Annotated in this window: 17 protein-coding genes; 13 read left to right on the plus strand and 4 right to left on the minus strand. The window is 56.1% G+C overall.

Going from position 1 to position 16,631, the window contains the following annotated elements; genetic code table 11:
- Window positions 1–11: 11 nt before the first annotated feature.
- From WOC76_RS09335 to WOC76_RS09370, 8 genes are all read left to right on the plus strand, one after another.
- Window positions 12–2,762 carry a DNA methyltransferase gene (locus WOC76_RS09335; protein ID WP_341107367.1) on the plus strand — a complete coding sequence of 917 codons (2,751 nt, stop codon included), beginning with the start codon at window positions 12–14 and terminating at the stop codon, window positions 2,760–2,762.
- A gap of 18 nt (window positions 2,763–2,780) precedes the next feature.
- Window positions 2,781–3,431, plus strand: a complete 651-nt coding sequence (locus tag WOC76_RS09340; protein WP_341107366.1) for a hypothetical protein — start codon at window positions 2,781–2,783, stop codon at window positions 3,429–3,431.
- Window positions 3,432–3,616: 185 nt separating this feature from the next.
- Window positions 3,617–4,018 carry a hypothetical protein gene (locus WOC76_RS09345; RefSeq protein WP_341107364.1) on the plus strand — a complete coding sequence of 134 codons (402 nt, stop codon included), beginning with the start codon at window positions 3,617–3,619 and terminating at the stop codon, window positions 4,016–4,018.
- 200 nt (window positions 4,019–4,218) lie between these two features.
- Window positions 4,219–4,602: an IS66-like element accessory protein TnpA gene (gene tnpA / locus WOC76_RS09350; protein ID WP_341101852.1), complete on the plus strand. Its 384-nt coding sequence runs from the start codon at window positions 4,219–4,221 to the stop codon at window positions 4,600–4,602.
- Window positions 4,599–4,946 (plus strand): IS66 family insertion sequence element accessory protein TnpB, encoded by a 348-nt coding sequence (tnpB, locus tag WOC76_RS09355; RefSeq protein ID WP_341101850.1) that lies wholly within the window; start codon window positions 4,599–4,601, stop codon window positions 4,944–4,946. Before tnpA ends, tnpB begins: the two co-directional genes overlap by 4 nt.
- An 84-nt stretch (window positions 4,947–5,030) precedes the next feature.
- The gene (tnpC, locus tag WOC76_RS09360) at window positions 5,031–6,680 is read left to right on the plus strand and encodes an IS66 family transposase (RefSeq protein WP_341101848.1); all 1,650 of its coding nucleotides are present in this window, start codon (window positions 5,031–5,033) and stop codon (window positions 6,678–6,680) included.
- A 2-nt stretch (window positions 6,681–6,682) separates the two neighbouring features.
- The gene (locus tag WOC76_RS09365) at window positions 6,683–6,916 is read left to right on the plus strand and encodes a hypothetical protein (RefSeq protein ID WP_341101846.1); all 234 of its coding nucleotides are present in this window, start codon (window positions 6,683–6,685) and stop codon (window positions 6,914–6,916) included.
- A gap of 28 nt (window positions 6,917–6,944) precedes the next feature.
- Window positions 6,945–7,508 carry a hypothetical protein gene (locus WOC76_RS09370; RefSeq protein WP_341431386.1) on the plus strand — a complete coding sequence of 188 codons (564 nt, stop codon included), beginning with the start codon at window positions 6,945–6,947 and terminating at the stop codon, window positions 7,506–7,508.
- A 289-nt stretch (window positions 7,509–7,797) separates the two neighbouring features.
- Here WOC76_RS09370 and WOC76_RS09375 read toward each other — a convergent pair whose 3' ends face one another.
- Window positions 7,798–8,484, minus strand: a complete 687-nt coding sequence (locus tag WOC76_RS09375) for a hypothetical protein (protein WP_341107361.1) — start codon at window positions 8,482–8,484, stop codon at window positions 7,798–7,800.
- A gap of 92 nt (window positions 8,485–8,576) precedes the next feature.
- On the opposite strand from WOC76_RS09375, the gene WOC76_RS09380 reads away from it, so the two are divergent.
- From WOC76_RS09380 to WOC76_RS09390, 3 genes are all read left to right on the plus strand, one after another.
- On the plus strand, window positions 8,577–8,852 hold the full coding sequence (locus WOC76_RS09380; protein ID WP_341107360.1) for a DUF6626 family protein: 276 nt from the start codon (window positions 8,577–8,579) through the stop codon (window positions 8,850–8,852).
- Window positions 8,853–9,448: 596 nt separating this feature from the next.
- Window positions 9,449–9,892, plus strand: a complete 444-nt coding sequence (locus tag WOC76_RS09385; protein ID WP_341107358.1) for a DUF6641 family protein — start codon at window positions 9,449–9,451, stop codon at window positions 9,890–9,892.
- A gap of 395 nt (window positions 9,893–10,287) precedes the next feature.
- Window positions 10,288–11,421, plus strand: a complete 1,134-nt coding sequence (locus WOC76_RS09390; RefSeq protein ID WP_341107356.1) for a PepSY-associated TM helix domain-containing protein — start codon at window positions 10,288–10,290, stop codon at window positions 11,419–11,421.
- 16 nt (window positions 11,422–11,437) lie between these two features.
- Here WOC76_RS09390 and WOC76_RS09395 read toward each other — a convergent pair whose 3' ends face one another.
- Together WOC76_RS09395 and WOC76_RS09400 are read right to left on the minus strand one after the other, a co-directional pair.
- Complete coding sequence (locus tag WOC76_RS09395; protein ID WP_341107354.1) at window positions 11,438–12,007, minus strand: hypothetical protein; 570 nt, start codon at window positions 12,005–12,007, stop codon at window positions 11,438–11,440.
- A 66-nt stretch (window positions 12,008–12,073) separates the two neighbouring features.
- The gene (locus WOC76_RS09400) at window positions 12,074–12,598 is read right to left on the minus strand and encodes a copper resistance CopC family protein (RefSeq protein ID WP_341388088.1); all 525 of its coding nucleotides are present in this window, start codon (window positions 12,596–12,598) and stop codon (window positions 12,074–12,076) included.
- A 184-nt stretch (window positions 12,599–12,782) separates the two neighbouring features.
- Here WOC76_RS09400 and WOC76_RS09405 point away from each other — a divergent pair, with 184 nt between their 5' ends.
- Window positions 12,783–13,916, plus strand: coding sequence for a HupE/UreJ family protein (locus WOC76_RS09405; RefSeq protein WP_341107351.1), 1,134 nt, complete (start codon window positions 12,783–12,785; stop codon window positions 13,914–13,916).
- A gap of 89 nt (window positions 13,917–14,005) precedes the next feature.
- Window positions 14,006–14,587 carry a J domain-containing protein gene (locus WOC76_RS09410; RefSeq protein WP_341107350.1) on the plus strand — a complete coding sequence of 194 codons (582 nt, stop codon included), beginning with the start codon at window positions 14,006–14,008 and terminating at the stop codon, window positions 14,585–14,587.
- Here the strand turns inward: WOC76_RS09410 and uvrC are convergent, their stop codons facing one another.
- Window positions 14,588–16,573 carry an excinuclease ABC subunit UvrC gene (gene uvrC, locus WOC76_RS09415; protein ID WP_341388091.1) on the minus strand — a complete coding sequence of 662 codons (1,986 nt, stop codon included), beginning with the start codon at window positions 16,571–16,573 and terminating at the stop codon, window positions 14,588–14,590.
- Window positions 16,574–16,631: the final 58 nt, after the last annotated feature.

Consider the following 16,631-nt stretch of genomic DNA (forward strand, 5'->3'; position numbering starts at 1 on the left):
GCGGGTATTGCATGCTTACGAAAGCTGAAATCATTGCTAGAGCTCAGAAGTTCTCAAATGATTGGAAAGATGCAAAAGATGAGATTGCCGAGAAGCAAAGTTTTTGGGATGCGTTATTCCTTGTATATGGCACGCCACGTAAAAATGTTGCGCAATATGAGCATAGAATTAAGTATGAGGATGGGAAAACTGGATTTATAGACTTGTTATGGAAAGGCAAACTACTGGTCGAGCAGAAATCTGCAGGTAAGGACCTCGCAATTGCGCGAAAGGAAGCCCAAGAGTACGCAAACTGTCTCAAGCTAGCAGATCGACCTGAGTGGCTCGTTGTCTCTGACTTTCAAAATTTTGAAGTTATCAAGCAGTCTGATGGCAGTGAATACAAGTTTCAGCTATCCGAACTAGACAAGAATATTGATAAGCTAGGCTTTATAGGCGGCTTTACGCTGCGTATGCCATCTGCTTCAACGCCAGTTAACATCAAAGCTGTTGAGCTGCTTGGTGACATATATGATGCACTTAAAGATGGTGGTTATCCAAGTCATGAATTGCCGTCATTGCTGGTTAGGATACTTTTTGCGTTATTCTCAGAAGACACTGCGATATTCGAGCCGGAGCAGTTTAGAAATTTAATAGGCGATTTCTCGAAGGACGATGGTAGCGATCTTGGGTCGTTGCTCGATAGATTTTTCGAGGTCCTAAACACGCCAGAAGACAAGCGGCAAAAACACATAAGTCCTGAATTGGCTGCGTTCCCGTACGTGAATGGTGCGTTGTTTGGCCGTAGGCTTCCAAATGCTGCAATGAATGAGAGCATGAGGAATGCGCTGCTAAAAGCCGCTGACTTTGATTGGACGCAGATTTCTCCTGCAATATTCGGCTCTCTGTTTCAATCGGTTATGGAAGGGGCTGAGCGACGTGCTTTAGGTGCTCACTACACGTCTGAAGACGACATCTTGAAGCTCATCAAGCCGTTATTCCTTGACGATCTGCAGGCCGAGTTGGGGACGATCATTGCAGATAAAAGCTCGCGCAGGGAAGCGAAGCTTGATGCTTACCACAATAAGATTGCTGCTCTAAAGTTCCTCGATCCAGCATGCGGTTGCGGCAACTTCCTTATCATAGCCTACAGAGAGCTGCGGAAGTTAGAGACAAGGCTGCTTGTTGAGAGGTACAAGGGCCAAAGTGCTGGCTTTCTTGACGTGTCATTGTTCGTAAAATTGAACGTTGATGACATGTATGGGATAGAGATTGAGGAATTTCCAGCGGAGATTGCAAAGGTTGGTATGTGGCTTATGGACCACATATGCAACCGTGAGCTTGCAGCGGCGTTCGGTAAGGCGTTTACAAGGCTCCCACTTAAAACGTCTGCAACTATCGTGTGTGCCAATGCACTCACAACTGATTGGGCGACTGTCATTGCGCCAGATAAATGCGCCTATATCATGGGTAATCCACCGTTTAGCGGCGCACGGGTGATGTCTGTGCAGCAGAAGGCAGAGCTGCGAGCGTTGTTTCCGTCGAATACCCTATCTGGTGATATGGATTATGTCACAGGCTGGTACTTAAAGGCAGCCGCTTATGTAGACAATCGACCTATAGATTGTGCGTTCGTCTCGACCAATTCAATCACCCAAGGTGAGCAGGTCAGTATATTGTGGCCGATAATTCTTGGTCGCGGCTTTAAAATACAGTTTGCTCACCGAACATTTAAATGGGAGAGTGAGGCTCGCGGTGCGGCACATGTTCATGTCGTGATCGTCGGATTTAGCAAGCGAGATAGGAAGAATAAGCAGATATTTGATCATGATGGCGTGGGCGTTCGTGTCATAAATGCGCAGCACATATCCCCGTACCTAATCGATTACCCTTCTGATACCACGGTACGATCGCGCACCGCACCGCTTTGCGACGTGCCGAAAATCGCAATGGGAAATCAACCAATTGATAACGGTAACTACATATTCACCACCGAAGAGAAGCATCAATTTTTGCTAATAGAGCCGAGTGCGGCGCCTTATTTCAGGTTGTTCATTGGCACTAGAGAGCTACTTAATGGCTCGGATAGATGGATATTGTGGCTTGGCGATTGCAAGCCAAGTCAGCTTAAGGCAATGCCAAAGGTCGTTGAACGTGTAGAAGCCGTTCGGAGTTATCGAGCGGCCAGCAAGAGAGATCAGACTAAAGCAAAATCTTCGATGCCAACACGTTATATGACAGAGAACATTCCTACATGCCCCTACATGGCGCTGCCAGAAGTCTCATCTGAACGAAGAATATATATGCCAATTGCATATCTTACGCCAGATGTCTTCTCAAGCAATAAGATAAGACTGCTACCTAACGCGAGCTTGTACCAATTCGGCGTGCTGATGTCTCTTATGCACAATGCGTGGATGCGGCAAGTTACCGGCAGGCTTAAAAGCGATTATCAGTATTCAATTGAGATTGTATATAATAACTATGTATGGCCAGAAACAGCTACGGCGGCGCAGAAGAAGGCGGTAGAGGTTGCCGCACAGGGCGTGCTTGATGCTCGTGCAAATCATGCAGGGGAGACGCTGGCAAACTTGTATGATCCTAACCTAATGCCAGCTGACCTTGTTAAAGCACATCAAGCGTTGGATAGAGCTGTAGATGCTTGCTATCGTAAGCAGCCGTTTGCGTCCGAAATGGAGCGAGTGCAATACCTATTCAAGCTTTATGAGCAGAAGGTTGCGCCACTAGCTGTTGCAGCTGCAAAAAAATCAAAGAAAAAATAAGGAAGGGGAGCGGTGTCTATGTCGGGTTACACTTTTAAAGCAGGTTTCAATGACAATTATGATGGATGGCAAGAGGTTATTGCTCAAATAATGTCCGTTCCGAGTTATAGAACGTTCTTTCAAGTCACAACTCTGCACGCTCCTGTCGTTGTGAAAAATGATCCTGCTTGTGCGCCGAGCAATGATCGAAATCAGTGCCACTTGAATTGCAAAATTGCTGAGGAAAATGGCATAGGTAAACATGTTTCGGGTTGGTACTTGATGTGCGAATATATCTTTGAGGAAATCCCAGCAGGAATGTGCAGGCTTGTGCATCATAGCAATATATTGCTGCCAAACGGCACGCTTATCAATCCGACTTATGACCCGTGCTCGCATCACATCTTCTTCCGTGATGACCGAAGAGCTTTCAGCTTTAGGGATGGCATAGGTTACAATGATAGAATGGTTTTGGGCGATGAGTTTTTGAAAGGACAGAAGACACGTGAGCCAGTGCCGCGCAACAAAGTCCTGTACTCCGCTAATGAGTATTATGACAGGGATTTAAGATTTGAAAAATTCAGAATGTATGAGACTAAGGAAGAGGCATACGCACAGGTGCCGCAATCATTATCAGAAGAAGATAAAATCAAATGGTTAACGCTCAAAACCAATGCAAGCGTTCGATGAATTGCTCAGCACAGAATGCACTGTAGCACGAAGCTAGGAATGGTGGTGTTGCACGGGATTGGGCGGCTTTCAGCTGCACGCGGCTTGAATTGATCAGAAAAACGGCATAGCATGTAATGCGTTGTCACTGTTTGTCGCGTACCTGTTCCTGCTTGGTGTTTGGCTGCTGACGTGGAGAATTTATAATGGGTTGGTGGGAAGATCTAAAGAAGAATAGACCAAACGTCGTTACCGTAAAGAGCACGTTAGCAGGAAAGACAGCAAGCAAGACGCCTGCTGAAAAAGTCGTTGAGTATCTGCAAAACTCATTGAACTATCTTGCTGACCCAAAATTTAAAGTCACAAAAAAGGGTGGTGACAAGGCCGCGCCGGAACTTTGCTATGCTGAGAAGAATGGTCAATTCTATGTGCATGCAAAATATGGTCGTGCAATGCTTGAACTTGTGGGAGAGGACAAGTTTGTGGTCACTGATAAGGCCGGCGTAAAGGAAGTCATCGAATTTATAATTGCAGGTCTCAAAGCAGGTGAATTTGACCAGCAACTTGCAAAGTTGCAGGAGAAGAGAAAAAAGGGAAACGGGGACTGACTGACTTAGATGGCTGCAGAAAGCTGCTAGCTAGGCTGGTCAAAGGCGGTACCGTCGAGCAATTTGAATTGAAGTCAGTGCTCGGTACAGAGTATCGCTCCGGCGAGGGCCGCCTGGCGTTGAATGCCGGTTCCTGGATAGCTGTCTGACGATGGCGCGGTGATCGTGTCCATTTCAAATACAAGCGGACACTATCAGCGATGTCGACAGACCATCATGACGAGGATTCCGTATCACCAGAGCGCCGCCGCCGCCGATCTTGGACCCTGGAGGAGAAGCGCGGCATTGTCGGCGAATGCCTCGAGGGCGGCGCCTCGATCGCCGAGGTCGCGCGACGCCACGACCTCAACGCCAACCAGCTCTTCTCTTGGCGTCGGCAGTTTGGCGTTGAGGCGGCGGCGCCGAAGGAGCTCGCGCCGATCCTGCCCGTAACAATCTCGCGGGATGCGACGGCGGACTATTCCGATCGAGGGTCGAACGGCCAGATGGAGATTGTTCTCGCCGGGGGCGATCGGATCCTCGTGTGGGCGGACGTGGAGCCGGCGGCGCTGTCACGGGTGCTGGAGGCATTGTCGCGGCGATGATTCCGGTTCCGAGCGGCGTGAGGGTCTGGATTGCGACCGGCCATACCGACATGCGCCGCGGCATGCAGGGGCTGGCGCTGCAGGTGCAGGAGCAATTGAAGCGCGACCCGCACGCGGGCGATCTCTACATCTTCCGTGGCCGCCGTGGCGATCTCGCCAAAATTCTCTGGCATGACGGCGTCGGCCTGTCGCTTTACGCCAAGCGTCTGGATCGCGGGAAGTTCATCTGGCCGTCGGCGACGGCAGGGGCGGTTTCGATCTCGGCGGGGCAGATGGCCTATATGCTGGAAGGGATCGATTGGAGAAACCCGCAACTGACCTGGCGGCCGGAACGCGCCGGATAGAGCGCTCCCGACCGAGTAAAAAAAGCGTGGTCGCGTGCATTTTAGGGCGCTTCAAATCACGCGATTTATGATTCACTCCCTCTCATGGATGCCGCTGACGCCGAGCTTGCCCGCGAGAACGCCGCCCTGAAAGCGGCGCTGGCCGTCGCTCAGACAAAGGCCCTGGAAGTTGCGGCGGAATTGGCGGTCGCCCGCGCGAAAGCGTCGGAAGACATGGCGCTGATCGCGCAACAGAAGCTTAGGATCGCGAAACTGGAGCGCCAGATCTTCGGGCAGCGGTCTGAGCGGTCCGTGAGATTGATCGATCAACTGGCGCTCACCTTCGAGGAGTTGGAAGCTGCGGCGACGGAAGACGAGCTTGCGGCCGAAAAGGCTGTCGTCAGGACGACTGTCGCAGGATTTACGCGCAAGCGTCCGGAGCGCACTACATTCCCCGACCACCTTCCTCGCGAGCGCGTCGTGATTGAGGCGCCGACGGCATGCGAATGCTGCGGGAGCGCGCGTCTGCGCAAGCTCGGCGAGGATGTGACGCGCACATTGGAAACGACGCCCCGTCAGTGGAAGGTGATCGAGACGGTGCGGGAGAAGTTCACCTGCCGGGATTGCGAGAAGATCAGTCAGGCGCCGGCCCCATTCCACGTGATTGCGCGAGGATGGGCGGGGGCGAGCCTGCTGGCGATGATCGTGTTCGAGAAGTTTGGCCAACACCAGCCTTTGAACCGCCAGGCCGAGCGCTATGCCCTGGAAGGCGTGCCGATCGCGCTGTCGACGATGGCCGACGCGGTGGGCTCGGTCTGCACGGCCCTCGATCCTCTGCTCCGCCGTGTGGAAGCTCATGTCATGGCGGCCGAACGCCTGCATGGCGACGACACGACCGTGCCGGTTTTGGCCAAAGGCAAGACTGATACCGGGCGGTGCTGGATTTATGCTCGAGACGACAAACCGTTCGGCGGCGCCGGGCCGCCGGCGGCGATGTTCTACTATTCGCGCGATCGCCGGGGCGAACATCCACAGGCGCATCTGGCGGGATATTCCGGCATCCTGCAAGCCGACGCCTATGACGGCTACAACAGGCTCTATCTGGCGGATCGCAAGCCGGGTCCGGTCAAGGAGGCGGCGTGCTGGGTTCACGCACGGCGCCCGTTCTTCGCCATGGCGGATCTGGATGAGAACGCGCGCCGCAAAGCGGCGGGTAAAAAGGAAATCCCTTTGTCGCCGATCGCGATCGAGGTGGTGCGCCGCATCGACGTCCTTTTCGAGATCGAGCGGTCCATTAACGGTAAGAGCGCCGAAGAACGCCTGGCGGTTCGCCACACGCTGAGCCGACCGCTGGTCGATGATCTGCAGGACTATTTGCGCACGCAGGCAGCGAGGCTCTCGCGCGGGCATGATCTGGTCAAGGCGATCAATTACATGCTCAAACGTTGGGCGGCGTTCACGCTGTTCCTTGAAGATGGACGCGTGTGCATGTCCAACAATGCCGCGGAACGAGGGCTAAGGGGCATCGCGCTCGGAAGAAAATCATGGCTGTTCTGCGGGTCGGACCGCGGAGGGCAGCGGGCCGCGGCCATGTATAGTCTCGTTGTCACCGCACGGATGAATGGCGTCGATCCGCAGGCTTGGCTCGCCGACGTCCTCTCGCGCATCGCCCTCCATCCCGCACACCGCCTCGATGAACTGCTGCCCTGGAATTGGGTGGCAAAAGGTCCGGCAGCCTTCGCTCGTGTCGCCTGATAATGCACGTCAACAAGGTCTCTCACATCACGACGATCAGCCAGGTCGCCAAAGAACTTGGTGAGAACGAGGATTGGCTGTTCGACGTCGCTGCCGAGATGGAGCCCGAAGATGGTCTCATATGGGTCCACGGGATCACGTACGACGGCGTGATGGCGTTCACCGACTTCGGAATCGATAACCTGATCGAGCTGATCAAAATGTATAAGGCCGATCCGACACTCCTCAAGCGTTAAAACGCCCCGACGCCGACACCTGCGGCCTATGCCGGATGGCTACGGTACAGAGCATTGGCTCGAATATCAAGCTCGTTCAAAATCTCAAAAATCAGAGCGATCCATTGCCCAACAGGCACGCGATGCGTTGCTTGAATACACGCGGCTGTTGCAGGTGGCTGATATGCAGTTCGGTAATGCTGAACGTTTGAGCCAAAGTCGGCATCAACGACAAGCGAAACGTCTGCAAAGCGGCAAAAAGCCAAAGCTCATTGCTGACGGCGCTGAGACATTGCGAGAAGGCCAGCGCTTCTATGAACGGGCATTGGAGAAGCTGAGCGAGCTTATCGAGGCTGATAGGAAAATCACAACGTACCTCGATAGGACGTGGGATTATGGCGAACATGGTGGCGATATTGACGCAAGCAAGGAGCGGGTACCGAGACTTGCAGAGCAGTATCGAGCAGATGTCCAATACCGTACGCCGAAAGAGCTTAAGATAGATGCTCTTAAGGCAGCGATTGTAGCTCCACAAACAGCACGCAGAGATGGATCGAAGGATGCAAGGCAGATTGATGAAATTAAAGCATTGACCGGCTTGATGCGTCGATAAACTTGGAGAGTGTTCTTTTGAGATTGAAGGAGATAACGACGCTTTGGAGGCTTGCTGGTTGACGCATTTGATCGTGTATCAGTTTATGTGTCTGTTTCGATTGGTTGATTGTTCGATTAATTGATTGTGTTTTTGTGTTTGTTTTTTGAGGTTGAATAGTCAATAGTTATCCTAAAGCCTGCCCATCACTGTGCATGCTTTTGTTCAATCAATCCTCTCGTTTACACTCCATCGTAAACCCGGTGCGGTGACGCGGTGAAGATGCGTAACATGTGCTTATGTGCGGTTGTTAGGCTGCTGAAGCAGGTCTAACAGTGTTACGCCAGCATATTGTACCCTTACTTATGTCAATTTCCGAATTGTTTGTTTGAATAACGTGTTTAAGGCAATAATGGATGTAATCGTCTTGGTGTATGTCGGACCAATAATAACGCCTGCTGTCCATTCTCTCGTCGGTTATCTCGCCTATGGCTTGATACCACTGGCTGCGTAGGATGTTGTTGGTTGCGACAATGTCAATGTGGCTTGGTGATGCAACCAATCCGTGCATGTGCCAGCCCACACCCTCTGCATGTTCAATTACAACAAAGCGGTGAAGCTGTTGGCGGTGCTTACGGGATTGGTTTGGAAAAACACGTGCATCAACTGCGGTAAAGTACCTGCGCAGAAGATTGACGAGTGGAGCTGGGCTTGAAGCATGAGCTGCTGGATGGCTGCGTGGCAGCGTTAAAGCCAGGTCAATGTCCCATGTGCAGTTCCAGTTAGCAACATCGTCAGCCAACGCTTGGCGTAGCTTACGGCGTTTTGTGTGCTGGTTTAGTAGCAGATTGCGGTGCTGCTTTACGCGGAGATGGTGCAGCGTGTTGGCATAATCATCAATGTCTCTGTTTAGGGCATTGGCTTGGATTTGAGACAGAATGGCTCGGTAATCAATCTCTTCTGTGGCTACGTTTGGTTGTTTAAGCAATTTAGTCACCGTATAATAAATATTGCAAAAGTAAAATAAGAACTTGCATACGCTTATTTATACAACAATGCGAGAACCAGTGCAATTTAATGGAGGCTTTGATGATCGAATACGTTTACGCTGAATTGAAGAAGCTTGGAGCGGTTAGAAGCAGTGACGAATTTAGTCGGAACTGGCTTGGAATGGAGAAAAGCTACTTAAGGACGATGAAGGCAAAACATAGAAAGCCGTCAGCACGAGTGCTGGCTAATGTTGCAGCGAAGCTGAAGGGTAACGGAGCAGAGCTGGAAAAAAGCACTGACCCAAAAGTGGCTTTGGCGGGGCAGTATTTGGTGAGGATGGGCGACAGATGCGTTGAAGAGATATTGAAGGGGTAGGGGATGAAGATACGGGAGATAATGACACAAGAAGCCTATGACGCACTGACCGCACAGGCAGACAGCATAAAGCGGCAGAAGAAGGCGTTGAACGTAAAGGCTGCTAACATACGTGTGCAGAAGGCACAGAAAGCAGCGTCCAAAGCTCGGGCGCAAGCAACACAGAAAAAGGCGTCCTAGCAGCGCCGTACAACACGGTTCTGCACCAGCGCAGCTATCGTATAGCGGCGCTGCCTAAAACACGCTGTAGGACGCTCGGAAGCTGTTTAAGACGCCAGGCTATTAGCAGCACCAGCGCAACAACAAAAACCACAACATTTAGTCGCTGCCGGAGGTCTTTAAATCAGCCACGAGTGCTGATTGTAGCATATGCTATGTACAAGCATGTTAGCATCAATCAATAAAGCGTCAACTGGAGAGATGTACGAAAGTACATGGTGTGCAAAATGCTTGGTATGAATGGTCGATAGTATCATTACTATATCAAAACGGTTGGTTGGGGCGTAAAAAAATGGCTGAAAAGGCAAAATTCAGGTAGGAATACATATCAGATGACCGCAAGCTGCTTGGGTAATTGATGCGCAGGAGCAGCTACAATGAGCACACTGAAGACGCTGGCGTTTACGACTGTTTCCTCCATCACTGCCAATACGCCCGAACAACAGAGGCGGAACAAGCTGATTGCGCACTTGCAGGAACAGCTTGGGATGGCGAGGGCTGAGATTGCGGGGGAAACATACGCGGTAAGGAAGCGGCAGTGGAAAAGCGATGATGATGGCAACAAGGTGTTGGTTGAGCGGGATAAGCGGCTGAAGAAGTGGTGGCAGGTGATGGCTGATAACAGCATCGTGCTTACGGTACGTTGGGGAAGCAAGCTGCTGGAGTTCGATAAGGGCAAAGCTGGCATCATCTGCGCGGACTTGGAGGCAGTGCAGGCAGCGTTGCAAGCACTGATTACGGCGTCGAATGCGGGCGAGCTTGATGCTCACATTGCAAAGGCTAACGCGGCTCGTATTGCACCCAAAAAGCGTGTTACTTGATGGCATAGGATGGGGATACAGGCTTAATGGGTGGCTTGGTACGCTTGCGCAGCGTGTAAGTTGCCCATTCAGCGTCATTGAAGTATGAAAGGTTTTATCTAAACGATAAACATGAGCGGCGTTGCAAGTAGATGCACAAAAGTTACACAATAATATTATCCGCTCATAAGCTATTGATATTTATGGATGGTCGATATGCGTAGCTATTGAGTGGGAATGATTCACGCTGAGGCGCGTTTGTAATGAGCGCGCCTGCGCGTCTTGACGTAGAATAAGTCTAACATACTCGCGCTGCCTCGGTCTTACTGCAGAGCCGTTTCGCGATGAACGATTGTACCCCGGAAACTGATACGGCGCCCATTGCGCGCGCGCAGTCATGGCGGCCGAGGGGGCGGGTGCTTTTCCTCCGCGTCCACCGCCTCATTGGACTCTTTCTGGGAGCGGTCTTCGTTCTGATCGCCCTCAGCGGCGCGATTCTCTCTTACAGGGAGAGCATCGACGAGTTGCTGAACGCGTCCATCATGCGCGTGGAGGTTCCGCGAGGAGAGGCTTCCTACCGGCCGGTCGATGACCTTCTTGCTGCGGCGGCCGCGGCGATGCCGCTCGATGGCAAGGTCGAAAGACTGACGATGCCGCGTCAGCCCGGATCGGCGGCGGCGATCAGTTACATCGTCGAGACGGACGATCTCGATACTTACGTTTATGAAATCTTCGTCGATCCCTACACGGCTGCGGTCAAGGGGCAGCGGCTCTTTCTGCATGGCGACGATCCGCTGTCGCAGCCCCTCGTCCAGATTCTCATGACCTTTCACTGGACGCTGCTGCTCGGCGTGAACAACGCCTATCTGGTGGGCGTGCTCGGCATCCTGCTGTTCATATCGGTCTTGCTGGGACTCTATCTCTGGTGGCCGCTGAACGGCGAGTGGCGTCTCGGGCTGAAGGTGAAATGGGGGGCGAGCCGCGAAAGAGTGACGCAGGATCTGCACAAGAGCCTGGGCTTCTATTGCAGCGCCTTTCTGTTGATCGCTCTGTTCACAGGCGTCGCCATGATCTTCAAGCCGGCGACGCGTACGGTCGCGAGCCTGTTCTCGCCCGTGCGCGCCGATCCGGATTTCGGGAAATCGACGCCCCGCCCCGATCGCGCGCCCATCGGCGCGGGCAGGGCGGCGGACATTGCGAACGGAGTCTTTCCCGACGGCAGGCTTCACTGGGTTCTCTTCCCCAATGCGCCGACGGCTGTTTACATCGTGGGCAAGCAGTCGGATAGCGAGCCGAACCAGACCAAGACCTTTCGTAACGTCGGCATAGACCAATATACCGGGGAGGTTCTGCACGTGCAGGACCGAAGCCGCTTTTCGGGTAGCGAAACCTTTCTCGAATGGTTGTTCCCGATTCACAGCGGCGAGGTCTTCGGCGGTTCGGGCCGCCCGATCGCCATGCTGATCGGCGTATCGCCTTTCATCCTCTATGTAACCGGCCTGACAAGATGGCTGCAAAAGCGCCGGGCGCGGCGGCGTCCGGCGTCATAGCACAACGAGAACCGCCTCATTGTCCGACGAGGATCGGCATTTCGATCGTGTCTTCCTTGTTCTTTGCTTCGCCGAATGCAGCCTTGAGAACATAATTTCCCTTGTGAGAAACAGTCGCCTCCAGGGTCGCAAATCCGCTCGGATAGGATTTAGACGGCAGGGCGTTCAATTCCTTGAGCGCGCCCTCCGGTCCCTTTTGATAGAAGGCGAGGGCGACCGGCTCTCCTCTCGCTTCCTTTTCCATCAGCGTGATCGAAAAAATGACTTTTCCTGTTCCCGGAACGCGGTCACAGTATTCGTCGTATTTGCTCATGTCGTCGGTCGCCCCGCCGGCGCTGTCGGCCGAATCCGCCAGGAAGTAGGTCGTCAGATGCACCGAGTAAAAGTCGCTCACGCCCAGGCACTCGGATATTGTGCGATCGCCTGCCTTGACGGCCGGCTTCAGCGTGTGCGCTTTCCAGAAATCATCCGCATAGCGCGTGATCGCGGGTCCCCACCACGCGTAGGAAAAGAAAGCGCCATTGACGCTGATTAGCAGGACTATGCCAAGAGACAGCATGAGGTTCAGGCGACCGTTGGGGCTCACTTCCGTTTCCTCTCTTTTGGCGCGTCATTTCAAAAGCAAGACGAGCGCCTTGCTTGTTGGTTTGTTTCAGGGGCGCACTTCGAATTCCCAGGCGCCGCTCACCAGATGGCCGTCGGCCGACAAGGCCCGGTAGCGCACCGTATATTTGCCGGCGGTCAGCGGGTTGACGCTCACCGAGACATGCGCCGCATCGGCGCTGTCGATCGCTGCGTCGCGCTTGTCCACGCGCTCGCCCGAGGCGCTCACCACCGCCAGTGCGGCGAAGGCGTCGCGTATTCCCGCGTCGTACCACACGTCGACCTTGCCGATGCCCCCCTCGGCCGCGCCGCCCTGGGGCGGAGAGGTGCGGACGATGATGGCGTGCGCCATCAGGATCGGTTTCCCGGCCTGCGCGCGCGGCGCTGACGGGCCCGTAAGCTCGATCTTCCGGGGGGCGCCGGGCGTCGCGAGAGTGGGCGCGTCCGGCGCGGCGCCGGTCCCGTAAGCGGCTACGGTCTGGGGCGCGGTCAAGGCCAACAAAATAGTGGCGACAAGACTCGCGGCTTTTTGGCGCCCGGCGACCTTGTGTTCTCGATATCCCTGTTCTCTCATGCAGTCCGACCTTCGACACGAAATATGCGCAGTTTGCCGCGTTGAGCGCATTCCGCCAATCCCGTCGGAAATCCGAAGCTGCGAGACGGACGGACCCAATCTTGTCATTTGAACCGGGATATGCAGTATTCGATCCAAATGCATACTCATCGTCCTTCCAGCGCGTCAAGGGAGTAAACCGCCGATGCTTCGGTCCGTGCGGATGGCGTTCGCCGCCCTTTGGATGGTCTTCGGCGCCGCAACGGCGGCGGAGGCGCATACGGCGGATATTTCCAGCAGTCGCATCGTGCCGGAGGGCAATGGCCGCTATCGCGTCGATGTTGGCTTTCTGGGGTCGGACATCGAGCGGATGTTCGCCGAGAACAAGAAAGAGCTCTCTCCCGATGTCGACCTGACCGAGCCGGGCGTCATCGAAGCGATGATCGGGAAATTCATCCAAAAGCGCGTCGCGCTGCAAAACGCGGAGGGGCAAAACTGCCCGAGCGAGGTCGCCTCCGTCGGCGAAGACCCGACCAACCCGTATGATTCTAAGGTCGTCTTGCGGATGGATTGCAGCGCTATTGCGGGGCAGATGTTCTATAACCCGTTCGAGCTATTGAAAGCGCAGGGGGCGCGCGCAAAACATCTCGTCAGCATCGGCGAGAAAGACGACGGGTCGCCGCTCACCGAGGCGCAGAAGATGGGGCGCGAACCGGCGCCCGGGCAGGTCATGATCTACCCGGGCGACGCTCCGATCGACCTCTCGCAGCCCTTGTTATCCCCCTGGCAGCTCGCGCCGAAATTCTTTGCGGCTGGCGTCGAGCACATCGTCACCGGCTATGACCATATCTGCTTCCTGATCGCCGTGGTCCTGTGGGCGTCGCGGGCCTGGCCGGTCGTCAAGATCGTGACCGCGTTCACGGTCTCGCATTCGATCACGCTGTCGCTGGCGGCCTTGCAGATCGTCGATATTCCGAGCCGCTGGACTGAATTCGCCATCGCCCTTTCGATCATCTACGTCGCGCTGGAGAATTTCTTCACGCGAAAGGTCGAGGGACGCTGGCGGGACACATTCTTTTTCGGATTCGTGCACGGCTTCGGCTTCGCGAGCGGCCTCATCGAAATGGGTGTGCCGCAACGCGCGATCGTGCCGGCGCTGGCGAGCTTCAACATCGGCGTCGAGGTTGGCCAGATCGGCGTCGTGCTGATCGTGGTGCCGCTTCTGGTTCTGATCGACAGGCTGTTTTTCAAGGGCGAACGCAATCCGCGCCTCGTGCAGATTTGCTCGGCGGCCGTCACCGCCGCGGGCGTCTACTGGCTGTTCTTCCCCATGGCCTGAACGACGGGTCGCGGGCCGCGCGCATTCTTCTTGATCCTGCCCGAACTCACGGGAATAGTGGCGGCGTTCATCCCATCAGAGCAGGGCGAATGCCGACTTATCACGAGGTTCTTGGCGTCAAGGAGGATGCCTCGCGGCGCGAGGTCAATGCGGCCTATCGCCGGCTTGCAAAGAAATATCACCCGGATGTCGACGGCGGAGACGCGCTCAGGTTTCAGCAGGTCACGGAAGCCTATAACGCGCTGACGGTCCGCGGCGCGCGCGAGACGCCCCAGGTTGCGCGCCCGGCCGATCCCGCCCCGCGGCAGGCCGCGCCCGCGCGCCCGCGGCCCGCAGGCGTGCTGCGGCGCCGCGCCTATCTCATGCTCGCCTTCGCGGCCTTTGTTCTAGGGCTCTTTCTGCTCGATCGCGGCGACGGCATTCATGCGGCCTTCAGGCCGGGGCTGCTCGCCGCCGGCGGCGTCGCCATTCTTCTCAGCGCCGGCTTTTTCGCCAGCCGCAAGCGTGACTATGTGAGCCTCGCCGACGCGCTGGAGCAGGCCATTCTGGCGGTGCTGCGCTTTTTTCTCGATCTGCTGATGCGCGTCTATATGGCGCTGCTCTTCGTCTTCGCGGTCGTCGCGCTGCTGGCGCTCATCAACTGGCTCGAGGCTTTCTGGAAACTCCGGTAATCAGTCGCCGCGCTGGAAATGGTCATAGACCATGCGCGCCGTCGCCTTGTTGATGCCCGGCGCCTTTTCGAGATCGGCCAAGGCGGCGCGGGCGACCGCCTTGGCCGAGCCGAAGGCGAGCAGCAGGGCGCGCTTGCGCGAGGGGCCGATGCCGGGAATTTCATCGAGCGGATTTTTGGTGAACTCCTTCTTGCGCCGCGCGCGATGCGTGCCGATGGCGAAGCGATGCGCTTCGTCGCGCAGCCGCTGCACGAAATAAAGCGCCGGATCGTGCGGCGGCAGGCGGAAGGGCTCGCGTCCCACGAGGAAGAAGGTCTCGCGCCCGGCGTCGCGGTCGCGGCCCTTGGCGATGGAGGCGAGCGCCACGCCCTCGACGCCGCTCTCGCGCAACGCCTCGCGCGCCACGTCGAACTGCCCGCGCCCGCCGTCGATCAGAACCAGATCGGGCTTGGCCGGGAAGGCGTCGGGATCGGCGTCCTTCTCCGTTTCCTTGGCGAGACGCGCGAAGCGGCGCGTGAGCACTTCGCGCATCATGGCGTAATCGTCGCCGGGCGTAATGTCAGTGCTCTTGATGTTGAAGGTTCGATAATGCGGCTTCATGAAGCCTGAAGGGCCGGCGACGATCATCGCGCCGATCGCCTGTGCGCCGCCCGTGTGCGAATTGTCGTAAACCTCGATGCGCCGGGGCGGGGCGGGGAGGCCGAAGACCTCGCCCAGCGCCGCGAGCAGCCGCTGCTGGCTCGCGTCTTCGGCGAGCTTGCGGCCGAGTGTCTGGCGCGCATTGTTGAGCGCATGCTCCACGAGTTCGCGCTTCTCGCCTCGCTGCGGCGCGATGACATCGACATTTCTGCGCAGCTTCGCGGAAAGCGCCTCTTCGAGAAGCGCGCTGTCCTCGATTGGATGCGACAGCAGCACGCAGCGCGCCGACGGATGCTCGTCGTAGAATTGCGCGAGAAAGGCGTCGAGCACCTCGGCCTCGGAAAGACTGGCGTCGGCGCGCGGGAAATAGGAGCGGTTGCCCCAGTTCTGATAGGCGCGAAAGAAAAACGCCTCGATACAGAAACGTCCCGCGTCCTTCGCGATGGCGAAGACGTCGGCCTCTTCGACCGTGCGCGGATTGATCCCTTGCGCGCCCTGAATGGCGGAGAGCGCGGAAATGCGGTCGCGCAGCCGCGCGGCGCGTTCGAATTCGAGACGCTCGGCGGCCTCCGTCATTTCCTGCGCCAATTGCTCGCGCACGCTGCGGCTCTTGCCCGAGAGAAAATCGCGCGCCTCCTGCACCAGCACCGCGTAATCCTCGATGGAGATTTCGCCGGTGCAGGGGCCGGCGCAGCGTTTGATCTGATAAAGCAGGCAGGGCCGCGTCCGATTGTCGTAAAAGCTTTGCGCGCAGGAGCGCAGGAGAAAGGCGCGCTCCAGAGCGTTGAGCGCGCGATTGACCGCCCACACGCTTGCGAAGGGCCCGAAATAATCGCCCTTGCGCACGCGCGCGCCGCGATGCTTGGCGATCTGCGGCGCCTCGTGATCGCGCGCGATCAGAATATAGGGAAACGACTTGTCGTCCCGCATCAGCACGTTGAAGCGCGGCTTCATCTGCTTGATGAGATTGGCCTCGAGAAGCAGCGCCTCCGTCTCGGTCTCGACCGAGATGAACACCATGGAAGCAGTCGCCGAAATCATGCGCGCGATGCGGTTCACATGGCCGGCGAGGCGCGTGTAGCTCGCCACGCGCTTTCGCACGTTCTTCGCCTTGCCGACATAGAGCACCTCGCCGTTTTCGGCGATCATGCGATAGACGCCGGGGCCGTTCGGCGCATGTTTCCAGTAGCCTTTGATGACGGCGACGCCCCTTTTCACGCTCTCGGGCGTCTGCGGCGCATCGTCCTCGCCCGCCGCCTCGGCCGGTTCAGGCGCGGCGTCCTCGAGTTCAAAGGCGTCGTCATCCTCCGGGGGGAGGTCGGTCGGCTTTCCGGGGGAGGGGGTCATGACCCTAGATTTATGCGCCGTTTGCCGCCTTGGGAAGGTCCGAAAATGGGCCCCGGCG

The organism is Methylocystis sp. IM3 (assembly GCF_038070105.1).
Taxonomy (GTDB): Bacteria; Pseudomonadota; Alphaproteobacteria; order Rhizobiales; family Beijerinckiaceae; genus Methylocystis.